Below are 20,228 nucleotides of genomic sequence, written 5' to 3' on the forward strand. Positions count from 1 at the left end.
AATAGTCGTCATCTCTTCTTTCACAAATATTAAAGCGCTTCACGAATACCCCGAACCGCCTGTCGGATTCGATGTTCATTTTCTACAAGAGAAATGCGGACAAATTGATCCCCACCCTCTCCAAACCCGATACCCGGTGATACCGCCACACCTGCTTTTTCGATCAGCATTTTTGAAAACTCCAGAGACCCCATATGTTGAAAGCCTTCCGGGATTTCAGCCCAGACAAACATAGATGCCTTGGGAGGTTCAATGTTCCAGCCAATGCGGTTCAGGCCCTCGCACAAAACATCGCGTCTGGTTTTATAGACCTGCCGGATTTCTTCAACACAATCCTGCGGACCGTTAAGTGCAATGATTGCAGCAATCTGAATTGGTTGAAACATGCCGTAATCCTGATAACTTTTCACCCGTGCCAGTGCCTGGATAATATCACGATTTCCGACCATAAAACCGACTCGCCAGCCAGGCATGTTGTAACTTTTTGACAGGGTAAAACATTCAACCCCGACTTCCTTGGCACCCGGAACCTGAAGGAGGCTTGGAGCCCGGTAACCATCAAAAACAAGATCTGCGTAGGCAAAATCATGCACCACGATTAATTCGTGTTCCCGCGCGAAATCAACGACTTTTTCAAAAAATTCGAGATCAACACAGGTGGTCGTTGGATTGTGCGGGAAATTGATTATGAGTGCTTTCGGACGTGGCCAATTAGCCTTGAAGGCTTTAAGCAGTTCCTCAAAGAAATCGACATCCCGGCTAAGCGGAACACTCACCACATCGGCATTCGCAAGAATAAAAGCGTAGGTATGAATTGGGTATGTCGGGGTCGGCACCAGAACTGAGTCCCCGGGTCCCGATACGGCCATCGCTAAATGCGATATCCCTTCTTTCGATCCAATAGTCGCAATAGCTTCCGTTTCGGGGTCCAGTTCCACCCCATGATTTCGTTTGTACCAGTTACAGATAGCCAGACGAAGGTTGGGGATTCCTTTTGATTGCGAGTATCTGTGATTCGGTGGCTTTTGTACGGCTTCCACCAGTTTTTCGACAATGTGTGGGGGAGTGGGCAAATCGGGGTTTCCCATCCCGAAATCGATCACATCTTCGCCCCGCCTTCGGGCCGCCATTTTAAGTTCTGTGACAATATTGAAGACGTAGGGAGGGAGGCGTTTTATTCTTGGAAATTCTTTCATTGTTTTTGCTAAGGTCTATTTTCTAAAGATTCCCTGTTAAAGCTCAGGGACACACTACCAATTTATTGAATATATCAATTCCCCTTCCCTTTCAAACTCTGGCTCAAACATTAAACCAGAATCTCAAAGATTTTTTGGGGCGCCGTTGTCTAAGATTGTTTCTGGGGGAAATCGGAAAGCAAAATGCAAAAAAATCAGCTCTAACCCTTTATTTTTAAAGCTTAACACAAAACGAAGTCACCTTAGCACAATTACCGAATCCCGGCAATTGTTATCGAATTGTGGGCTCCGTATCCATACTTTTCGATCCGGAAGGAAGTGGCAAACCCTTTTTTCCTGCATACTGGGCAATCGTTCGCGCATTGATTCCTATCCCCTGTTTCAGGAGATTGTTATCATAGTCCGACATCATACTCACCACTCCAACTAATCGTCCTTCACAACTGACAATAGTGCCACCGGAATTCCCAAAAAACACTTCGTTGTCCTTGAAGAAAATAAAAGGAGTTTTCTCAATTCTCCCTTTTTTCTTGATCCTCCCTTTTTGCAGGGAGTAGTATTTCCCATTGGGATGCCCAACAACCATTAGCTCCGAATCTTTTGGTATCCCCGTTTCCAGAAGAAGCCAATTGGAGCTTCGGCCGCGTGTCTTGATGAAGGCAAGATCCAGGCCGTCGACAGGAATCACCTGTTCAACAGGAATAGAACGTCCAGGTCTCGCAAGATTATCATCCAGAACATTGGGAAGATTTGCTGTGACCTTTGGACTGTCAACAACATGTTTGGCGGTGACGATCAACTCCGGGCCGATAAAAACCCCGGCACCAAGCCCTTCTTCGGTCTTTAGTACAACCGTTGCAGCAGCCGCTTCACGATAAAGATCGGCCGGGTTTTCACAGTCGATCCCCTTCCCAATTAAATGTTCTTCAAGTTTATTTTCGGCTGGATTAAAAAACAGACGAAGTGCTCTTTTAATTCTCTTCGGATAAGTGTTTTCCGGGTCCTTCATCGTTAACGCCTGATTACTGAGAGCGATCAAACCGACAATAACGATGACGGCAACCCAAATATTTTTCTTTTTCTGTTCAGGTAAGTTCAATTTGACTCTCGAAAAAAGCAGAGCGTGGAAAAAAAATTAACCCGGAGCTCAAAATTTCAAATATTATAAAACCTAAAACTTTTTTGCAGATTTTTTAAGGGACTATATGAACGATTGGAATGTCATTATACTCGGTCTGGTTCAGGGCTTAACAGAATTTCTCCCTGTTTCCAGCTCCGGTCACCTAATACTGGCACCTGCACTTCTCGGGTTCCAGGATCAGGGACTCGCTATGGATGCGATGCTGCACCTGGGCACCCTGCTCTCCATTATAATCTTTTTCAGAAAGGATCTGTGGGGGCTGTTCCTGGGTCTCTTGCCCGGCCCAAAAGGCGAAAAAAACCGGGTACTTGCCTGGTCTATTATCGCGGCATCCTTTCCAGCAGGTATATTAGGTCTGGCAGCCGACGATTGGATCGAAGCCAACCTGCGGTCACCCATGTTTGTCGCCTGCAGCCTTTTTGCCTGGTCTATTGTGTTCTGGGTAATTGACAAACGTGGAAAATTACAGGAAGGAACTCCTGATGTGCATCGTCTTACTCCAAAGCAGGTTTTTTTTATCGGATGCGCACAGGCCCTGGCTTTGTTTCCAGGAACGTCCCGATCTGGTGTAACCCTCGCGGCCGGCCTGTTGACGCAGTTGAATCATCAGGCAGCTGCACGTTTTTCATTTCTGCTGGGAGCTCCCATTATCACAGCAGCCGGGTCGCTAAAAACTTTCGAATTCTTTTTTAAATCAGAGTCAACAGAGTTCCTGTTTTCCTCTTACCAGCTTTTCCTTGGATTTGCAGTTTCGTTTGTGGTGGGTTATCTGGCCATTCATTTATTGCTGAAAGTAGTAGCACGGGTAGGACTCACACCTTTTATCTATTACCGAATCCTGCTGGCGGGTTTTATCGGGTTTTACTTCTGGTAAGAAAAAGAATAAAAAAAAGCCGACCTGCCTTTCGGCAGATCGGCTGATTTTTCTTTTTAGGAGTTAACCGCAGGTTACAGAAATCGGAACCGTACCGGTGTTTGTGATCCGAACCAGACCACTGATATCGCCGATGGAGTCGCCACGGCTGAACTCATTCTGCTTGGTCAGGACAACTTTTTTATGGCCCATGCTGTGCTTGTTGGCCATGCCCACTTTGCGCTCACCTTCAAAACCATTGTGCTCAGCCGGTCCCAAGGTGATCGGAACAGTAGTGGCATTTACAGATTTCCAAACCACTGCGTTCGCATTACTGCGGTCGCCAGCATTAGATGTTCCTTGGGCTTCCAGAGTGATGCTGTTGGCATTGTTACATTCGGTTTTGTCCCCAGGATTGATGGTACCAGCGTATGCCGTCATAGCAAAACACAGAGCAACAACCGTCATGATAGAAACCAACGTGAACTTTTTCATAGTTTCCTCCCTTACCCATAATTAGTAAAAAGACGAGGTAGCGATCGGACTCTTATTGACCTTTCAGGACATTCCCTCACGTTCAGTCCAGATTGAGATCAGAATCCTCAACTATAGTTAATTCCCCGGAATCAAAATCTCCGGAAAAATATAGCCTTAATTGTTTTAATTTTCCTGCATTTCAACCTGGATTAATAATCCAAGCGGAACAGAAAAATATAAATCAGTATACTTTTACGTAGGATCAAGTCAACCCATTTCTTCCCGTTTTCCTACATTTTTAACCAACCAAACACCTACTCAATATATCGCATTTCCCTCATATACCTTACGTATTCCCCGCCAAAAAAAAAGAAAACAATAAAAACCAAATCTTCATCCACAGAAACAAGGATAGCCCTTTTAAAATGAATAAGTTAGGTTGATATTGGCTAGTTTCGCAATACACAGTCCTTTAGAACCGCCCCTTCCTCAATTACGAGGGGCTTCGTAGTTCCATTCAACTGGACCACCCCCTGTAAGGTGGCCCTACCTTTGAAAATCACATCCCCTTCTATTTCCAGCCTTTTTAATTCCAGCATCCCGGGAATTACCGGGATCCGCTTTTCAAAATCCCGGGTATCTTCCAGGGGACCATTTAAAGAAACCTCTGGCAACCCCTCAAGACATCTTTCCGGATTGAGTTCAAGGTTGCCTTCTCTTTCAATATAAATATCCGATTGCACACGCAATAAATCGCTGGTGGTTTTTACTGGAGCAAACCGGGAGCGGGAAACCACCAGCCCCACCGAATCTTTAAAGCACTCCAACCCGGCACCCACTGCCGTTTCAAGTTGAATCACCTTTTCACCCTGGATTGTTTTACGGTTGGCAATAATCGGCAAATCCATCAAGCCCTCATTAAGTCTCTTTTTTAGTGAGGGCAAATGAATCCAGATATTATTGGTGTTAAAAACCTTAAACTTTTCCATCCCCTGGAATTCCTTCACATGCTCCGGAGGAACGTTTCCTAATTCCAGAAGTTTCAAACGACCTTGATCCTGATAAACCGTTCCGCCTTTTAAATCAGCAGTGGTCTTGGGGGTCAGTTCCATAAGAAAGGGAATGTTGTTTTTAACAATATGGTTTAGAATTTTTTCGTCTACAGCTGCCCCAAGATTGTCCGCGTTTGAAACAAACAAAACTTCTTTCCCCTCATCGAGCCAGCCGTCCAAAAGCCCCTGCTCCTCAATGCAACAATACAAATCCCCATGTCCCGGAGGGTACCAGGTATTCTCTCCAAAACTTTCCAGTTGGAGGGGCAAAAGTGATTTTTCATCAATCCTTGGGAACCTGTTTTGCTGAAAACATGTCAGGGGGATTTTTGAAAAAAAAGATTCAACCAGTTTTAAAGTTTCATCGTGTGTGTAGAAACTGTTCATCAAGCTTAATGCTACAGAGGCCTTACTTTGAAGGTGCCTGACTTGATCTCCAATTAGCTCGAGAAACGACTTTCCATTTTTAACAACAATTGCAGATTTGGGCCCCTGGCATCCCATGCTCGTTCCCAGTCCACCGTTTAACTTCAGCACCACCAGTTTCTTGTGGAGTTCAGTACTTTTGCCGGCATCAGGGTCTTCAAGATTCTCATAAGGAAATAAATGGGAACTGTCCGGTGTACAAACAGCTGACCAGTCCTGCACCAACGAGGGTCCCGAAAGAAATTTTCCGTACAAACGTAAATACTGGTCCAAAGCCTGCTTCGGCATCCCCAATTCACTTAATGCCTTCTTTACATTGGAATCGATCAAATCGACCTCACCTTCAAAACTGGAATAAAAACCTGTAGGATACTAACTGTCCGTCATTTTAATTTTTGATGTAACTCAATGCCAATTCCCACATGTTGATTTTCAAAAAAAACATTTATTTTATCAATTACTCATTCAATCGAAAGGCTCCTTTTGGAATTGAAAGAGGTGATAATGAGGGCCCAAAACCAATAGCCTACAACTTCATTTTTTCTTCTCTTGCCAATGACCGGAGTCTGTTCATTGAACTCCAGAAAATGCCGCCCCCCCTGGCGGCTGAGCGCATCAAAATGTTTTTCCCCAATGCCAGCAGATTCGGAACCCCGGCAATTCTAAACCGGATGTCGAAGCGATTGCTCAAAGCCCTCCTGAATCACAGGGTATGGTACCAGATGAATTGCTATCATTTTTGTTATCTTTACGACACGCTTATGGAACTGGTCGAGGATTACAGTTATGGTGACCGAAATTTCAGGGAAAACCTGATGCCTGAACTCAAGGGGCAACCTATTAACTTTAATCAATTCCTTAACGAATATTTTTTCCACACTGCATTTCTTATTGACCCGGGTCGCTTTAACAGCATGTCCACAAAAGACCGGTTACGCCTGGGTAAAATTGACCACAGCCTGCTGGGTGTCTTACCCATCCCTGAAGCATCACCGGATGATGAAGATGTAACCCTGCAGAAAGTCATCAATAAAATTCCTCCCACTCCAGCAGAAATGGAACTTGATATCTACCCGGGAAACCCCTATTTACGCTGACCTCTCATTTAAAGTTCCCGTTTCATAAGAGGTTCACTGTTTTCAGGCGTCGTTAATAATCAATAAACCATGCTCATCTTCAAAACCAATATCTACGAAAATGAATCATCTCCCAACCCCTTTTCAAATTCGGTGAAATCATTAAACGAGGCTTTACACCTGTCAAAGTTTATTGAGTCGTCACTCAAAGACGACCTGAGCTATCTCGAAAACTTTGACCATTGCCAGGAAGGTCTCCCCCCTGAAGAGTTGGAAAATTTTTACCCGAAAGCCCACAAATTCGCAAAGTCTTCAATGGTCCAAAGACTTCTCGCCATCTTAATTGAAGGGCTGAATGATCAAAAAACCTGGTACAGGATGAACACATACCACTTTTGCCTGCTCTATGATTGTCTGAAACGGCAAGTATATTTGTACAATACAGATGACTTAATAAAAAAACTAAGACTGTGCCCAGAAATGAAAGGTAAAAACATCCAGTTCGAAAAATTAATCGAGAGGCTGTTTTTTAATACAGTGTTTCTAATGGACAAGGAACAATATGATTTCCTGAGCCATGAGGATAAAATAGAGTTGGGATTCACCTGCCCCAGCGAGTTCGGTGTCCTCCATGGTCTTATCCCAAACCTGGAGGAAATGAAACTGTTACCTGAACCCGGTTTTTCCTATACCATGGGTGTATAAACCAGCAAAACTCAGAGAGAAAATTTTTTAAGGTCTTCCATTGAAAAATATTTTCACAGCCGAAGAAATGCGCAAAGCCGATTCTTTGACCATACGGGATATTGGAATCCCCGGGATTGTCCTTATGGAGAATGCGGGAGCCGGAATCGTGTGTGCTATGGAAAAAAAGATAGATAATCTCAAACGAAAAAAAGTGCTGGTGGTGTGTGGGAAGGGCAATAATGGAGGCGATGGCTTTGTGATCGCCCGCCTCCTACTATTAAAAGGCTTTCATGTCCAGGTGGTTCTACTTGGGGAAATCAAGGACCTTGCAGGGGATGCGCGCACCAACGCCGAGGTAGCCCGCAATATGAAAGTCCCATTGTATGAAACGGGTAAAGGAAATTCCCGGGAACTGTCTCATGCCATGCGCCACACCCAAATAGTAGTCGATGCGGTTTTTGGAACAGGACTCACTCGAAAAGTTGAGGGGCCCGCTGCCAAAGTAATCCGGCAATTGAATACCCTGGGAAAATTCACCGTAGCCGTCGATATCCCGTCAGGAATCGACTCTGATACGGGTCAGTTATCCGGCCCGCATATCCAGGCAAATCTGACACTGGCGCTGGGAGCCTACAAACGCAGCCATTTTTTATTTCCGGCGGCTGAAGCTATGGGACAACTTGAGTTGATCGACATTGGAATTCCTCACTCTGTTATGGACGGTTTTGAAGAAAGCGTTTCGTTATTGGAAGCGCAAGACATCCTGGCTTGTTTCCCTGAAAGAAAACGAAACAGTCACAAGGGGACCTATGGACACCTTCTGATCCTTGCAGGATCAAAGGGTAAGGGAGGAGCCGCTGGGTTGACTGCACTCTCCGGGTTACATTCAGGCGCAGGGCTTGTCACTCTGGGCTGTCCGGAATCTATGATTCCCTCGCAGGAATGGCATCCCATGGAAGTGATGTCCCTGCCTTTGCCTGAAACGGGGACAGGAGCAATGGCAGAAAAAGCAGCCGAACCAACTCTTGAGGCTCTGAAAGGAAAAAATGCACTGGCGATCGGGCCTGGGCTTGGGACCTCGCCTTCCACATTGAAATATCTGGAAGCCTTGCTGCCCGGAATTAGCTGCCCTATGGTCATAGACGCCGATGGGCTCAATCTACTGGGAAAGAAAAAGTCTCTGCTCAATCAGCTACCAAAGGGCACTATCCTGACTCCACATCCAAAAGAAATGTCGCGCCTCACAGGGTTGTCCACACCCGTTATCCAGAAGAACCGCCTAAAAACCGTTCAGGATTTTTGTACGCAATTTAAAGTCATCCTTGTTCTAAAAGGAGCACACTCCCTTATCGGCCTACCGGATGGTCGTATTCGGATCAATCCTACGGGAAACGCCGGGATGGCCACTGGAGGGTCGGGAGATGTCCTGACAGGTTTAATTGGCGGGTTCCTCGCACAAGGTTTGCCGCCTGAAAAAGCTGCCCTGGCGGGAGTGTATCTGCATGGGCTGTCTGGGGATATCTACACTCGTCAATTGTCAGAACGATCACTTATTGCAGGAGACCTTATTGATCACCTGCCGACTGCCATCAAAGAGGCCTTGGGCTGATGCAGTTCATAACGAAAACGGCAGAAGAATCCATTGACCTGGGAATCCAAATTGGGAAATGCCTCGAGCCGGGAGACTGCGTCCTTTTGTTCGGAGATCTGGGTGCGGGAAAAACTACGCTGACGCTGGGCTTGTCACGAGGTCTGGGACTTCCGGAAACAGAATATGTCAGAAGTCCCACTTTCACCCTTATCAATCAATATGAAGGGCGCTACCCAATTTTCCACCTGGACCTGTATCGAATCGAATCTTTCGAAGAACTCGACCAACTGGGACTGGATGAGGTATTCTCGGATGAGGGGGTTTGCATCGTCGAGTGGGCAGAAAAATTAAAACCTCCCGGTGATCAGGACAATAACCTCCTTCCATTTGGGATCCAGTCAAGGCTGGAGATTGATATTCAATGTATGGAAGATGAAGCCAGAAAATTTGAGATTACTCCGATAAATTACCAGTCCGATACCCATCCCATTTTTTCTTTACAATGATTTCCCCCTATGGCATCCTCTTTGCTAGGTACACCATTTGCATAAAAAGGGTCTGATTCCCATGCTCAATAAAATCAGATTGTTACTGGTTCTTCTGGTGTTAGGTGTTGGCGGCTATGCCGGTTATAACCTGTTTGCAAACTATAAAGGGTCCGGATCGCCTGTAAAAGTCAAAATTAAAGAAAAAGGGGTCGATGTTGAAATCGAAAACTTTAAACTTGAACATCAGATACTTGGCCGTAAAGACTGGGAATTAAAGGCAGATTTTGCTCAGATAGATACTGAGAAAAAAATCACAAAGCTAAAAAATGTCAAGGTCGTTCTCAATATGGAAAACGATCAACAGTCCACCATTTCAGCGGATTCGGGCTATATGAACAATGACACACAGGAGATTGATCTCAAAGGCAATGTCCATTTCACGGCCACTCTTGAGGAATTCCAGACCCGGTTTAACAAAACTGATCAGAAAATATTTAAATGAAGCCCTCAATTTATTTTAAAATAATCACCTGCCTCCTCTGGGGGGGGCTTATTCTCCTCCTCACTCTTCCAGTAAATGCTCAGGATAGAGGGTTAAAGTCATCTCTCTCCGAAAAAAAAGAACCCATTGAAATAACATCGGACCGCATGCGCTCGGAAGAACGGGGGCAAAAAATTATATTTTCCGGAAATGTACTCGCTATTTGGGGAGATCTATCTATACGATCGGATATTCTTGAAATCTATAACCATTCCGACAAAAAAGACACAAATCCCAGCACCGCATCTTTAGGGGAAGGCCAACAACTGGATAAAATCATCGCTATTGGAAATGTTGATGTCCGGCGTGGTGACCGTCGGGCAAAAGGGAATCGAGCTACCTATTTAGACAAAGAGCAGACTATAACCCTGAAAGGAAATCCCCGGGCCAAGGCCTGGGAAGGCGACAGTATCATTGAGGGCAGGGAAATGATTTTTTTTCTGGATACTGACCGTTTTCAGGCAAACGGTCAGGTCCGTATTAAATCTTATCCAAACAACCATCCAACGCAAAAACCCCGATCCAACCCCCGGGGTAAAACGGCGTTAAACCCTCGCTAGTCGTGAAAACCCTCAAAACGGTTAATTTAGTCAAAGCCTATAAGAAACGACGCGTCGTTAATCAAATCAGTATCGAGGTTAAACAAGGAGAGATCGTAGGGCTCCTCGGGCCTAACGGGGCTGGAAAAACCACTACCTTTTATATGACGGTAGGGCTTACCCGTCCGGATTCCGGCAAGGTCTTGCTGGACAATGAAGATATTACCGCCTTTCCAATGTATCAGCGGGCCAAGCGTGGAATCAGTTATCTCCCCCAGGAGCCTTCTGTGTTTCGCAAGCTAACAGTTGAAGAAAATATCATTGCCGTTCTGGAGGCCCAGGACCTCAGCCAATATGACAGGAAAAAAATGGCCCGCTCCCTTCTTCGTGAATTCAACATCCTCCATATAAAAAATGCCAAGAGCTATTCTCTGTCGGGTGGGGAGAGACGCCGTGTGGAAATCAGCCGGGCTCTTGCTACCTCTCCAGGTTTTATTTTGCTGGACGAACCATTTGCTGGAATCGACCCCATTGCCGTTGCGGATATTCAGGGAATCGTGCAGCAACTCAAGGCTCGCAACATCGGAGTTCTGATTACGGACCACAACGTCAGGGAAACACTCAGCATCACTGATCGAGCTTATATCATCAGTGAAGGCCAGATCATTGCTTCAGGCCTGCCTCACGCTGTGGCCCAGGATGAAAAAGTAAAACAGATTTATCTCGGGGAGCAGTTTTCTCTATGAGGATGACCTGACATGGGCATGGAATTAAAGCTCAACCTCAAAATGAGCCAGAAGCTGGTCATGACGCCCATGCTTCAGCAGGCAATCAAACTATTGCCGCTTGCTCGTCTTGAACTGGCCCAGCTGGTCCAGCAGGAAATGATTGAAAACCCCGTTCTGGAAGAAATTCTGGAAGAAGACGAAGACGAGACCTTACCCGAGGAAACTGAGGAAGAACTTGAACCTGGCTTGTCAGATCTGGAGGGCGACGCTACGGCAACCCAGGAACTGGATCCGGGCTCTGAACATACCGAGCCTCTTGTACACGAAGACATAGGACAGGAAGGTGAATCATCAAAAGACCAGGATATGGAATGGGAGGAATATTTTCAGGACAACTATGAGCCACACGTTCCAGCGGACCATTCCAGCGAGCCTCCCAGTATTGAAGCCACATGCAAAAAAGAACCCACCCTGCACGACCATCTCCATTGGCAGCTCAATTTATCAGTAGATACCGATGAAGAAAAATTTATCGGCTCATGCATTATTGGCAATATCCAAAACGATGGCTACCTGAATATCGGCCTTGAAGAACTTGTTGAAATAAGTAAGGCACCAATTGAAAAAATTGAATCCGTCCTGAAAGTGATTCAGGGGTTTGACCCTGTCGGCGTTGGTTCTAGAACCCTTAAAGAGTGCCTTTTAATCCAGGCCAATGCTTTGCCCGAAAAAAACCCTATTCTGATTGACTTGATTGAAAATTTCCTGGAAAAACTGGACCAGAAGCATTTTCAGAAAATTGCCAACAGCCTTAAGATTTCCATTGATTCTCTCATTTCAACCCTCGAAACTTTAAAGGAACTTGATCCCAAACCGGGCCTGCAATTCCAGAGCGAGGGCATCGACTATATCGTGCCGGACATCATCGTGGTCTTGACTCAGGATGGCTATGAAGTTCTTCTGAATGATGAAGGGGTTCCCAAGGTCCGGATCAGTTCGTATTACCATGACCTTCTGAAAAGCACATCAGAAGACCAGACAAAGGAATATCTGGAAAGCAAATACCGGGCAGCCCAATGGTTAATTAAAAGCATTGACCAGCGTAGACAAACTATCTATAAAGTCGGGAAAAGTATTGTGAAACTGCAGACCGAGTTTTTCGAAAAAGGCTTAAGCTACCTGAAGCCCATGGTCCTCCGCGATGTTGCCCGGGATATAGAAATGCATGAATCTACGGTAAGCCGTATAACAACCAATAAATACATTGATACGCCACAGGGAATTTTCGAACTGAAATTCTTTTTCCACAGTGGAATCAAGTCCTACATGGGAAACAATAATCTGTCCTCAATCCGGGTCAAAAATATGATCCAGGAGATCATCGCAGAGGAAAACCCGAAAAAACCTTACACGGATGATGAGATGGTTGAAATGCTGATGAAGAAAAACGCTAAAATTGCACGCAGGACAGTGACAAAATATCGAAAAGAATTGAATATTCTTCCGGCCAGCAAACGTAAGAAGCTGTTTTAAGCTGAGCAATTTATGATTAAATTTCCATGAACCCGAAACAGGCTAAAAATATCCGGAAACCCACCCGAAATAAAGGGTTTGCGGGTTGCAAAAACACGGCGAGCGAGATATTCTTAACCGCTTGTTCAAAGTAAACTCGTTTCCCTGGAGTATTTTTCCATGAAATTAACCGTCACAGGTCGCCACCTTAAAATTACTGATGGAATTCAAGAGCATCTGGAAGCTCAGGTAGAGCGCCACATGAAACCCTGGCTGGAAGGTCCGGGAGATATTCATTTTGCATTGGCCGTTGAAAAACAGAGGCATTTTGCTGAGGTAACGGTTAAGAACAAAGGCTACAGCGTGCATGCAGAAAATGAAACGGGGGACTTGTATGCCGCAATTGATGGCGCCATCCTGAAAGCAGAAAAACAACTCAAGAAACATAAAGAACGGGCTGTGAGTCTAAAGTCAAAACAAAACAATAAATTGAACGAAAAAACCCTTTGACCCACCTTGGTCTTCCTACTAACCAGCCAGACGATATATGAAAATCAGCGAAATCCTTTCTGAAGACTTTATCATTGCCAATCTGGAACCCAAGACCAAGTCGGGTGTCCTTGAAACACTGTGCCGATTTTTAAAAGAAAAGGGCATCATCAAGGATGACATTACCCTGCAAGAGGCATTGCTGGAAAGGGAAAAACTGGGCAGTACCGGGATTGGAGAAAATGTCGCTATCCCCCACGCAAAGTCCGATGATATCGACCGTATTTTTTGTGTTTTTGGTAAATCAGATAATGGGATTGAATACGAATCGCTGGATCAAAAACCGGTAAACTTTGTATGCCTGTTGTTGGCACCCAGTAACTCAACTGGCCAACACCTGAAAGCCCTCGCGCGCATAGCCCGTCTTCTTAAAAGCCAAAATTTGAGAGAGGATATTTTAAAAGCCAAGGACGCAGCAGGAATTTACTCACTCATTCTGAACGAAGATTCCAAGTTTATTTAACCCTCCCGCCCCCCAGATCGCCAACCATGAAAAAAATACCAGGCATCCAGGTTTCCAGCGGAGTTGCGATAGGAGAAGCTTATTTACTGGATCGCTCCAAGATCTGTGTGATCAAAAACAAGATACCCAAAAGTAAGGTCAAAACAGAGGTAGACCGTCTTCGTAAAGCGATTGAAAAATCCAAAACGCAAATGCAGGAAATAAAAAAAAGAGCCGGGTCAGTATCAGATAAATACGCGATCATTCTGGATACCTATACCCTGCTGCTTGAAGATGACATCCTCGTCAATGAAACAATTGAAAATATTGAAAAAGAGCACCTCAATGCCGAATGGGCACTGACCAGAACCCTCGATAAATTCACCAAACTTTTTAATAACATTAATGATGAATACCTGAAGGGTAAACAGGATGATCTCGACCTCGTTGTTCATGGCGTTATTAAAAATCTGGTCGGGCATGAACAGGAAAACCTGTCAGATATCGACAGGCCCGTGATTCTTATCACTCATACTGTGAGCCCTTCCGATACAGTTTTGATGTCCCGACAATTTATCCTGGGTATGGGAACTGAAGTAGGAGGCAAAACCTCCCATGTTGGAATATTTGCATCTGCCCTTGGAATTCCTGCTGTGGTGGGAGTGTCAGATCTGTGCCAGCACGTCAATTCCGGTGACAAAATAATTATCGATGGTATCAACGGGGAAATCATCATTAACCCGGAGGAAGAACAGCTTAAGCTATACCGCCGCAAGCAGGAAAACTATCTGAGATACGAGAAGGCACTGCTGAAGGACGTCAATGAGCCTTCTCAAACCCAGGACGGTCACCCCGTGCAACTCATGGGGAATATTGAGTCGGCTCACGAAGTAAAATCGGTAAAGCGCTTTGGGGGCCAGGGTATCGGTTTATTTCGCACAGAATACCTGTACTTGAGCAATATTGAGAAACTTCCCACGGAAAACGATCTTTACCAAAATTTTAAGGAAGTGGTTCTGGCAGTTCACCCTTCACCCGTTGTTGTCCGAACGCTTGATATCGGGGCAGATAAACCCCTGCCAGGGATGGACCAAAAATCAGAAGCCAACCCCGCACTGGGGCTTAGAGGAATCCGCCTTTCCCTTACCAATCCCGACCATCTGGCAAACCAGTTAAGAGCAATACTTCGCGCAAGCCTTTACGGTAAAATTAAAATCCTTTATCCTATGGTCTCCTCAGCGAAAGAAGTGATTGAAGCCAATCAGCTCCTAAGGAAAATAAAAAAAGAGTTGAGGGAGCAACAGATTCCGTTTGATGATGAAATCCAGGTGGGTGCAATGATCGAAACACCCGCTGCCGCAATCAGCGCCGAACATATCCTGAAAGAGGTGGATTTCATCAGCATTGGAACCAATGACCTGATCCAATATTTATTGGCTGTGGACCGTGTCAATGAAAATGTTGCGCATCTGTATCAACCCTTTCACCCTGCGGTTCTGGCTACACTGAAGCAGGTTTTTACTGTAGCTGAATCCATGAACAAACCCGTTGCCATTTGTGGCGAATTGGGGGGCGACCCTCTCGCCACATTTTTATTACTTGGACTAGGGAAGGTCCATGAACTTAGTATGGAGCCTCATTCCATTCCTAAAGTAAAAAAGATCCTTCGGAAAGTCCGTTTGGATGAGGCTACCCAGATTGCGGACACTGCATTAGCTATGGGATCTTCAGAAGAAATTAATCAGTTCATATTGACTGAAATGCGCAAGCGTTTTCCATCTGATTTTGACCGTGATTCAGCTTTTGGGGAAAAAGAAGATTGACTGCGCGAAGGCTACGGGAAACCCAATAAACAATGGGACCTCTAATAATCGCATTTTTCCGGGAGCAGGCACTGGGTTTTCAAAGCCTGTGACCTTCCGGAAAGGGAATTATCGGTTTATTAGCGATCCTCAAAAATCTATCATGTACAATCATCCACAAAACAAAAGGACATCAGCATGAGCTCAGGCAATTTTCTTTTCACATCAGAGTCCGTTTCAGAGGGACACCCCGACAAAATTTCAGACCAGGTATCCGATGCCATTCTCGATGGATTTCTGGCCCAGGATCCGTTATCCCGAGTAGCTTGCGAGACCTTGATCACCACCGGGATGGTCATGGTGTCGGGTGAAATCACCTCCAAAGGGAGCTTTGAAGTTCCCAAGTTGATACGAAAGGTCATTAGCGACATTGGCTACACCAGCTCAGACATGGGTTTTGACAGTGAAACCTGCGCCGTCCTGGTCACTCTGGACGAACAGTCCCCTGACATTGCCCAAGGCGTTGATGATGACAAAAAAGAGCAGGGCGCAGGCGATCAGGGAATGATGTTCGGCTATGCCAGTAACGAGACCAAGGAACTGATGCCCATGCCAATTCTCTATGCACACAAACTTGTGCAGAAAATGGCAGAACTTAGAAAGAAAAAGAAACTGAAATACCTGCGGCCGGATAGTAAATCACAGGTTTCGGTCCGTTACGAAAACGGCAAACCGGTCTGCATTGAAACGGTGGTTATCTCAACCCAGCACGATCCGGATGTGTCCCAAAAGAAAATCAAAAAGGAGATCACCGAACAGGTGATCAACAAAGTGATTCCAAAAGGATTTCAAGCCAAAAAAATGAAAGTCCACGTCAACCCAACCGGTCGTTTTGTCATTGGTGGCCCCCTGGGTGACTGCGGGCTGACTGGCCGGAAAATAATTGTCGACACATACGGTGGGTTTTCACGACACGGTGGAGGAGCATTCTCAGGAAAAGACTCATCCAAAGTTGATCGTTCAGCAGCTTATATGAGTCGTTATATTGCAAAAAATGTGGTGGCAGCCAAACTTGCGGATCGTTGCGAAGTTCAGTTGGCTTATGCTATTGGGGTTGCAGATCCGGTATCCGTTTTTGTCGAAACCTTTGGCACACACCATGTGGACCCGACAAAAATCGAAGGTGCCATTCGCTCTAACTTTGATTTGAAACCTGCTGGAATCATTAAAACCCTTGAGCTTAGAAAACCGCGCTTTCGGGAAACAGCAGCTTATGGTCATTTTGGACGCTCCGGAAAAGCTTTCACATGGGAGCAGACCAACAAAGCCGCAGCATTAAAAAAATATTTTGGGGGTTAATTTTATTCTTCGGCCGGAGCTCCTGAAGAGTCGTTCAGCAATTCCGTGATCTTACTCTTCAGGTGGCCTGGCTGGAATGGCTTTACAACATAGTTGTCCACTCCCAGACGAAGCGCCTTTTGAATTTTTGAAACTTCCTTTTCAGCAGTAACCATCAGGAAAGGAATTTTTCTGAATTTCGGCCTTTTTCGAAGCGCTTTTAAAAAATCCAGCCCGTTCAGGTTCGGCATATCCCAATCAGAAATAATCATATCGAATTGTGTCAACTTTAGCTCCAACAAGGCCGTCTCTCCATCGTCTACAGCCATCACCTTTTCATAGCCCAGCTTTTTCAAAATTCTTTTAATATAGAGCCGGGTAGTGACATTGTCTTCCACTACTAGAATTTTCACTTCATTTGTCATAAAGATTCCAGATTTTTTCCCTGAACGAGTCAACTCAACCTGAACGGCATTATATAGGATTATCTATTTCAAAATCAGCCAAATAAAAAACCTGCGATATTTTAGAAAAATAAGGTACCCAAAGAATGGTTTGAGTGCCTCCCCAATACAGCCACAGATTGGATAAAGACTTTGATTTACTTTTTGAACCCTAAAGACTGTTTTTTTCAACAGCGATCAACAATCCGGAATCACAATACACCCTCTCGCTCTTCAAGAAGATAAACCCGGTTTCCTCTAATTCCTCTTTAAAATCCTCAAGCGAATATGCATGCCATATATTTCTATCAAGCTGGCGTTTGATATGTTCCAATCCCATTCGCCTGGTAAATGGATAAAAAATCCTGGCGAATAAAAAGGCGCCAATACCTTCCTCCTTTTTAACGTTTAACATACTATCCTGAATTATTGTTTTGGGATCGTATGACAACGCCGGATTGGCAGCCACCAGCATTCCGCCGGGTTCCAAAACAGCGTATATACCGCGCCAGGCGGCAAGCCGTTCTTTTCTATTGCTTAGAGTATAAACACTAAAATGTGCCAGAGCTTTTGAAACCGAACCGGCATCAAAAGGAAGCGGCTCGGTAATATTGGTTTTTATGAACTTTGCCTTTTTATTTCTGGCAAATTTCCCAGCTTTTCCTTTGGCCACCTTTAGCCCTTCAGAAAGAATATCAACCCCGTAGTACTCACACTCCCCACTAAACAAAAACGGAATTATAAATGGCAAAGCCCCCCCTGTCCCACAGCCCACATCCAATATTCGATCACCCGGAACAATTTTCAGATGCTCCACACTGGATCTAATCGATTGGATATATCCCCAGGGAGACATTAAATCATACAGACGGGTTTTGAATCCAAATCTCCAATAATCTTTGTATAGGGAACCCGACATGGATTTGGCAACTCCTATTGTTTGAATAAAAAAAACTCAATATAATACACGGGTTAAAAAAATCTTTTGAACTGAAGGAGCTTTTCTCATGGCCAAAAAGCCATTCATCAACAAATACGGGTTTGTTGAATACCCTTTTCTGCACGATGACAGAAAAGGAAAAAACTGGTGGTTTTTCAATCTATTGGAAGATTATTTGAAGCGGCGTGCGCGCCAGACTCATGGCAGCGATTACACAAAGCAGCAGATGCACGAAGACATGCTGACTTTCCTGCACGACACAAACCTGAAGTTCTTTGTCCTTCTTCCTTCAGGGATGGGCATGGAGTTCAAACTGATCGGTAAATTCAAAACTCCAGAGCTGATTGACCTTGAAGACCCTGTCCCCTTTATTGGCGAGCAATACGGCGGCGGGAAATTCAAGGTCAATATTTATCACGAAGGGACTTTCGCAGGGACGGAAAACTATAAAACCCATGGCGACCCTAAGTGGGTCGAAATTCCGGATGATGAGTTAACCGGTTGAGCCTTCCAGTGAGGATCACCAGAAGGGCTGTGATTGTCTAAAGGGTTTCGTCGTGGTTAATCGGTTTCTGAATGGTCGGGATCGTTACTTTAAGTCCTGAAGGCACTTTTTTCTCTTCTTTGCCAACAGCCGCACCCTTAACCGCTTTACTATCCACATCCGGAACACCAAGCCTCACAATACCCTTGTGGACCCTTACCGGATGAACCTCAACCCTCAGCTCAGGGTTTTGAGGACAGTCCCCGGTATTCACATCAAAACGCCATTCGTGATTCGGGCAGATGAGTACACCCTCTTCAATCCTGCCTTCCCCAAGAGGCGCACCTTTGTGAGGACATTTATTGCACATCGCAAAGTATTTGCCTTTGTAATTGAAGACTGCGATCTCTTCACCTTCACGCTGGATAATCGCAGATTTACCCGGCTGAAGCTCACCTTCTTCAAATATCTTCACATACTTCAACGGTATTTTTTTTGATTCAGAAGACACGATATTTTTTCACTCCAGTCTGGTGTTTCTTACGACTGCGCTATTTCTGCATCCGCTTTTTCTTTATCTGATTTAACGTATTCAAACTCACAATGGGAATAAATAAAATTCAATGTTTTTTGCCCGCGGACCCTTTGCGTTGTCTGGTTCATATTTTCAGCGTTGGCAAATAGTCGCTCCTTCACATCTTCTACTTTTTTTCCGGTCTCCTGTGCAAGTCGATTATACTCCTCATCCATATCTTCTTGGGAAACATGGATATTTTCCTGGTTTGCAATACCATCCAGAATCAAATAACCCTTTGCATTATGGGTAGCGCGGGGATTCCATTCTTTCTCTGCCTGACTTTCATCAAACCCGGAGTCCTCAAGCGACATACCGGATTGCATTATCTGGTATTTGGCACCCTCAATCATAAACTTGATTTCCTGCTTGACCATCGATTCCGGCACGGTGATATCGTTATTCTCAACAAGTTGATCAAAAATATCCTGTTTTAACTTCATTTCTTCTGTCTGATCCTTCATTCCCTGTATTTGTGCCCTCAGTTTAGCTTTGAAGGACTTAACAGAATCTTCACCCTGCCCCTGAACCAATTCGTCGGTCAATTCCGGCAGCACCTGCTTCTTGATTTCCTTTATTTTCACCTTAAAGTCTGCCATATCCTGATTCTGGTCCTGATCCTTACCTGGAATGGGCATGCTCACGCGACGCACCTTGTTATTCCAGTTTTCTGGTAACTTCACTCTTACATCAAACTCTTCATTACAAGTATGCCCAATCAATTGATCCTCAAACCCCGGAATCATTTTCTTGTCACCAATCTTGACCGGATAATCGCGTGCACTTCCATTGTCGAGAGGATCCCCTTCAAAGAAACCTTCAAAATCCATGACCACGAAGTCGCCTGCTTCTGCTTTATGACTTTCATCCATGATTTCAAAAGTACCAAACTGCTCCAGGTGCTTATCAATCGAGGCTTGCAGCTCTGCCTCGGTCACAGAATGCTCGTACTTTTTTATCTTGATTCCCTTGTAATCCTTGAACTTGGTATCCGGTTTGATATCGACCAGAACTGAAAATGAAAAAGGTTCGTCCTTTTTCACTCCCTTGATATCATCGTGATCGATTTCAGGAGGTCCAGCGGGCACAATACCGGAGTCTGCAAGCGCTTTTTCATAGTATTCCTGCATCAGGTCCTGCCACAACTGAGTCATCGCCTCCAGCGGAACCTGCTTCTCCAGGATTTTCATCGGAATCTTTCCGGGACGGAACCCAGGCATCTTCACCTGCTGGTTCATTTTCTGGTAGGATTTTTTGACCTTATCAGAGACCACATCTTCCGGCACTTTGATTAAAAGCTTTCTCCGTACCTGATCAATTTCTTCGACTTTGAGTTCCATAAAAACCTC

22 protein-coding genes are annotated in these 20,228 nt (G+C 45.0%); 14 read left to right on the forward strand and 8 right to left on the reverse strand.

The annotated features are described in order from the left end of the window. Positions 1 to 29: 29 nt before the first annotated feature. Complete coding sequence (alaC, locus tag G3M70_17355) at positions 30 to 1,196, reverse strand: alanine transaminase (protein QPJ63546.1); 1,167 nt, start codon at positions 1,194 to 1,196, stop codon at positions 30 to 32. Positions 1,197 to 1,467: 271 nt separating this feature from the next. Continuing rightward, positions 1,468 to 2,295: a trypsin-like peptidase domain-containing protein gene (locus G3M70_17360; protein ID QPJ63547.1), complete on the reverse strand. Its 828-nt coding sequence runs from the start codon at positions 2,293 to 2,295 to the stop codon at positions 1,468 to 1,470. Positions 2,296 to 2,401: 106 nt separating this feature from the next. Here G3M70_17360 and G3M70_17365 point away from each other — a divergent pair, with 106 nt between their 5' ends. Then, positions 2,402 to 3,211, forward strand: coding sequence for an undecaprenyl-diphosphate phosphatase (locus G3M70_17365; protein ID QPJ63548.1), 810 nt, complete (start codon positions 2,402 to 2,404; stop codon positions 3,209 to 3,211). 63 nt (positions 3,212 to 3,274) lie between these two features. Here G3M70_17365 and G3M70_17370 read toward each other — a convergent pair whose 3' ends face one another. Beyond that, positions 3,275 to 3,685, reverse strand: a complete 411-nt coding sequence (locus tag G3M70_17370; GenBank protein QPJ63549.1) for a hypothetical protein — start codon at positions 3,683 to 3,685, stop codon at positions 3,275 to 3,277. A gap of 431 nt (positions 3,686 to 4,116) precedes the next feature. After that, positions 4,117 to 5,475, reverse strand: coding sequence for a UTP--glucose-1-phosphate uridylyltransferase (locus G3M70_17375; protein ID QPJ63550.1), 1,359 nt, complete (start codon positions 5,473 to 5,475; stop codon positions 4,117 to 4,119). Positions 5,476 to 5,732: 257 nt separating this feature from the next. Here G3M70_17375 and G3M70_17380 point away from each other — a divergent pair, with 257 nt between their 5' ends. From G3M70_17380 to G3M70_17435, 12 genes are all read left to right on the forward strand, one after another. After that, positions 5,733 to 6,242, forward strand: a complete 510-nt coding sequence (locus G3M70_17380; protein ID QPJ63551.1) for a hypothetical protein — start codon at positions 5,733 to 5,735, stop codon at positions 6,240 to 6,242. 69 nt (positions 6,243 to 6,311) lie between these two features. Beyond that, on the forward strand, positions 6,312 to 6,926 hold the full coding sequence (locus G3M70_17385) for a hypothetical protein (GenBank protein QPJ63552.1): 615 nt from the start codon (positions 6,312 to 6,314) through the stop codon (positions 6,924 to 6,926). A 40-nt stretch (positions 6,927 to 6,966) separates the two neighbouring features. After that, positions 6,967 to 8,517, forward strand: a complete 1,551-nt coding sequence (locus G3M70_17390; protein ID QPJ63553.1) for an NAD(P)H-hydrate dehydratase — start codon at positions 6,967 to 6,969, stop codon at positions 8,515 to 8,517. Continuing rightward, positions 8,517 to 9,005 carry a tRNA (adenosine(37)-N6)-threonylcarbamoyltransferase complex ATPase subunit type 1 TsaE gene (tsaE, locus tag G3M70_17395; GenBank protein ID QPJ63554.1) on the forward strand — a complete coding sequence of 163 codons (489 nt, stop codon included), beginning with the start codon at positions 8,517 to 8,519 and terminating at the stop codon, positions 9,003 to 9,005. The genes G3M70_17390 and tsaE overlap by 1 nt, the downstream gene beginning before the upstream one ends. Before the next feature lie 61 nt (positions 9,006 to 9,066). Next, positions 9,067 to 9,489: an LPS export ABC transporter periplasmic protein LptC gene (lptC, locus tag G3M70_17400; GenBank protein QPJ63555.1), complete on the forward strand. Its 423-nt coding sequence runs from the start codon at positions 9,067 to 9,069 to the stop codon at positions 9,487 to 9,489. Continuing rightward, positions 9,486 to 10,088: a hypothetical protein gene (locus G3M70_17405; protein ID QPJ63556.1), complete on the forward strand. Its 603-nt coding sequence runs from the start codon at positions 9,486 to 9,488 to the stop codon at positions 10,086 to 10,088. The genes lptC and G3M70_17405 overlap by 4 nt, the downstream gene beginning before the upstream one ends. A gap of 2 nt (positions 10,089 to 10,090) precedes the next feature. Further along, entirely contained in the window at positions 10,091 to 10,813 is a 723-nt protein-coding gene (gene lptB, locus G3M70_17410; protein QPJ63557.1) for an LPS export ABC transporter ATP-binding protein, read from the forward strand. Between the two features lie 12 nt (positions 10,814 to 10,825). Next, positions 10,826 to 12,328, forward strand: a complete 1,503-nt coding sequence (gene rpoN, locus G3M70_17415) for an RNA polymerase factor sigma-54 (protein ID QPJ63558.1) — start codon at positions 10,826 to 10,828, stop codon at positions 12,326 to 12,328. Positions 12,329 to 12,487: 159 nt separating this feature from the next. Further along, positions 12,488 to 12,817 (forward strand): ribosome-associated translation inhibitor RaiA, encoded by a 330-nt coding sequence (gene raiA, locus G3M70_17420; protein ID QPJ63559.1) that lies wholly within the window; start codon positions 12,488 to 12,490, stop codon positions 12,815 to 12,817. 37 nt (positions 12,818 to 12,854) lie between these two features. Continuing rightward, positions 12,855 to 13,319 (forward strand): PTS sugar transporter subunit IIA, encoded by a 465-nt coding sequence (locus tag G3M70_17425; GenBank protein ID QPJ63560.1) that lies wholly within the window; start codon positions 12,855 to 12,857, stop codon positions 13,317 to 13,319. A 26-nt stretch (positions 13,320 to 13,345) separates the two neighbouring features. Continuing rightward, positions 13,346 to 15,121, forward strand: a complete 1,776-nt coding sequence (gene ptsP / locus G3M70_17430) for a phosphoenolpyruvate--protein phosphotransferase (GenBank protein ID QPJ63561.1) — start codon at positions 13,346 to 13,348, stop codon at positions 15,119 to 15,121. A gap of 177 nt (positions 15,122 to 15,298) precedes the next feature. Continuing rightward, positions 15,299 to 16,459, forward strand: a complete 1,161-nt coding sequence (locus G3M70_17435; GenBank protein QPJ63562.1) for a methionine adenosyltransferase — start codon at positions 15,299 to 15,301, stop codon at positions 16,457 to 16,459. A gap of 2 nt (positions 16,460 to 16,461) precedes the next feature. Here the strand turns inward: G3M70_17435 and G3M70_17440 are convergent, their stop codons facing one another. Together G3M70_17440 and G3M70_17445 are read right to left on the reverse strand one after the other, a co-directional pair. Further along, complete coding sequence (locus tag G3M70_17440) at positions 16,462 to 16,863, reverse strand: response regulator (GenBank protein QPJ63563.1); 402 nt, start codon at positions 16,861 to 16,863, stop codon at positions 16,462 to 16,464. Between the two features lie 190 nt (positions 16,864 to 17,053). Further along, positions 17,054 to 17,800 (reverse strand): class I SAM-dependent methyltransferase, encoded by a 747-nt coding sequence (locus tag G3M70_17445; protein QPJ63564.1) that lies wholly within the window; start codon positions 17,798 to 17,800, stop codon positions 17,054 to 17,056. Positions 17,801 to 17,888: 88 nt separating this feature from the next. On the opposite strand from G3M70_17445, the gene G3M70_17450 reads away from it, so the two are divergent. Next, positions 17,889 to 18,326 (forward strand): hypothetical protein, encoded by a 438-nt coding sequence (locus tag G3M70_17450; GenBank protein ID QPJ63565.1) that lies wholly within the window; start codon positions 17,889 to 17,891, stop codon positions 18,324 to 18,326. Between the two features lie 37 nt (positions 18,327 to 18,363). Here the strand turns inward: G3M70_17450 and G3M70_17455 are convergent, their stop codons facing one another. Together G3M70_17455 and tig are read right to left on the reverse strand one after the other, a co-directional pair. Beyond that, entirely contained in the window at positions 18,364 to 18,789 is a 426-nt protein-coding gene (locus G3M70_17455; protein ID QPJ63864.1) for a Rieske (2Fe-2S) protein, read from the reverse strand. A 56-nt stretch (positions 18,790 to 18,845) separates the two neighbouring features. Then, positions 18,846 to 20,219: a trigger factor gene (tig, locus tag G3M70_17460; protein ID QPJ63566.1), complete on the reverse strand. Its 1,374-nt coding sequence runs from the start codon at positions 20,217 to 20,219 to the stop codon at positions 18,846 to 18,848. Positions 20,220 to 20,228: the final 9 nt, after the last annotated feature.

The sequence above is a fragment of the Candidatus Nitronauta litoralis genome (genome assembly GCA_015698285.1).
In the GTDB taxonomy this organism is placed as follows: Bacteria; Nitrospinota; Nitrospinia; order Nitrospinales; family Nitrospinaceae; genus Nitronauta; species Nitronauta litoralis.

What these genes read in the sequence shown, in the direction of transcription:
- G3M70_17385 (QPJ63552.1), top strand. Translation starts at nt 6,312, where the DNA reads ATGCTCATCTTCAAAACCAATATCTACGAAAATGAATCATCTCCCAAC.
- ptsP (QPJ63561.1), top strand. Translation starts at nt 13,346, where the DNA reads ATGAAAAAAATACCAGGCATCCAGGTTTCCAGCGGAGTTGCGATAGGA.
- rpoN (QPJ63558.1), top strand. Translation starts at nt 10,826, where the DNA reads ATGGGCATGGAATTAAAGCTCAACCTCAAAATGAGCCAGAAGCTGGTC.
- G3M70_17435 (QPJ63562.1), top strand. Translation starts at nt 15,299, where the DNA reads ATGAGCTCAGGCAATTTTCTTTTCACATCAGAGTCCGTTTCAGAGGGA.
- raiA (QPJ63559.1), top strand. Translation starts at nt 12,488, where the DNA reads ATGAAATTAACCGTCACAGGTCGCCACCTTAAAATTACTGATGGAATT.
- tsaE (QPJ63554.1), top strand. Translation starts at nt 8,517, where the DNA reads ATGCAGTTCATAACGAAAACGGCAGAAGAATCCATTGACCTGGGAATC.
- alaC (QPJ63546.1), bottom strand. Translation starts at nt 1,196, where the DNA reads ATGAAAGAATTTCCAAGAATAAAACGCCTCCCTCCCTACGTCTTCAAT.
- G3M70_17405 (QPJ63556.1), top strand. Translation starts at nt 9,486, where the DNA reads ATGAAGCCCTCAATTTATTTTAAAATAATCACCTGCCTCCTCTGGGGG.
- lptC (QPJ63555.1), top strand. Translation starts at nt 9,067, where the DNA reads ATGCTCAATAAAATCAGATTGTTACTGGTTCTTCTGGTGTTAGGTGTT.
- tig (QPJ63566.1), bottom strand. Translation starts at nt 20,219, where the DNA reads ATGGAACTCAAAGTCGAAGAAATTGATCAGGTACGGAGAAAGCTTTTA.
- G3M70_17445 (QPJ63564.1), bottom strand. Translation starts at nt 17,800, where the DNA reads ATGTCGGGTTCCCTATACAAAGATTATTGGAGATTTGGATTCAAAACC.
- G3M70_17425 (QPJ63560.1), top strand. Translation starts at nt 12,855, where the DNA reads ATGAAAATCAGCGAAATCCTTTCTGAAGACTTTATCATTGCCAATCTG.
- G3M70_17440 (QPJ63563.1), bottom strand. Translation starts at nt 16,863, where the DNA reads ATGACAAATGAAGTGAAAATTCTAGTAGTGGAAGACAATGTCACTACC.
- G3M70_17380 (QPJ63551.1), top strand. Translation starts at nt 5,733, where the DNA reads ATGCCGCCCCCCCTGGCGGCTGAGCGCATCAAAATGTTTTTCCCCAAT.
- G3M70_17365 (QPJ63548.1), top strand. Translation starts at nt 2,402, where the DNA reads ATGAACGATTGGAATGTCATTATACTCGGTCTGGTTCAGGGCTTAACA.
- G3M70_17450 (QPJ63565.1), top strand. Translation starts at nt 17,889, where the DNA reads ATGGCCAAAAAGCCATTCATCAACAAATACGGGTTTGTTGAATACCCT.
- G3M70_17370 (QPJ63549.1), bottom strand. Translation starts at nt 3,685, where the DNA reads ATGAAAAAGTTCACGTTGGTTTCTATCATGACGGTTGTTGCTCTGTGT.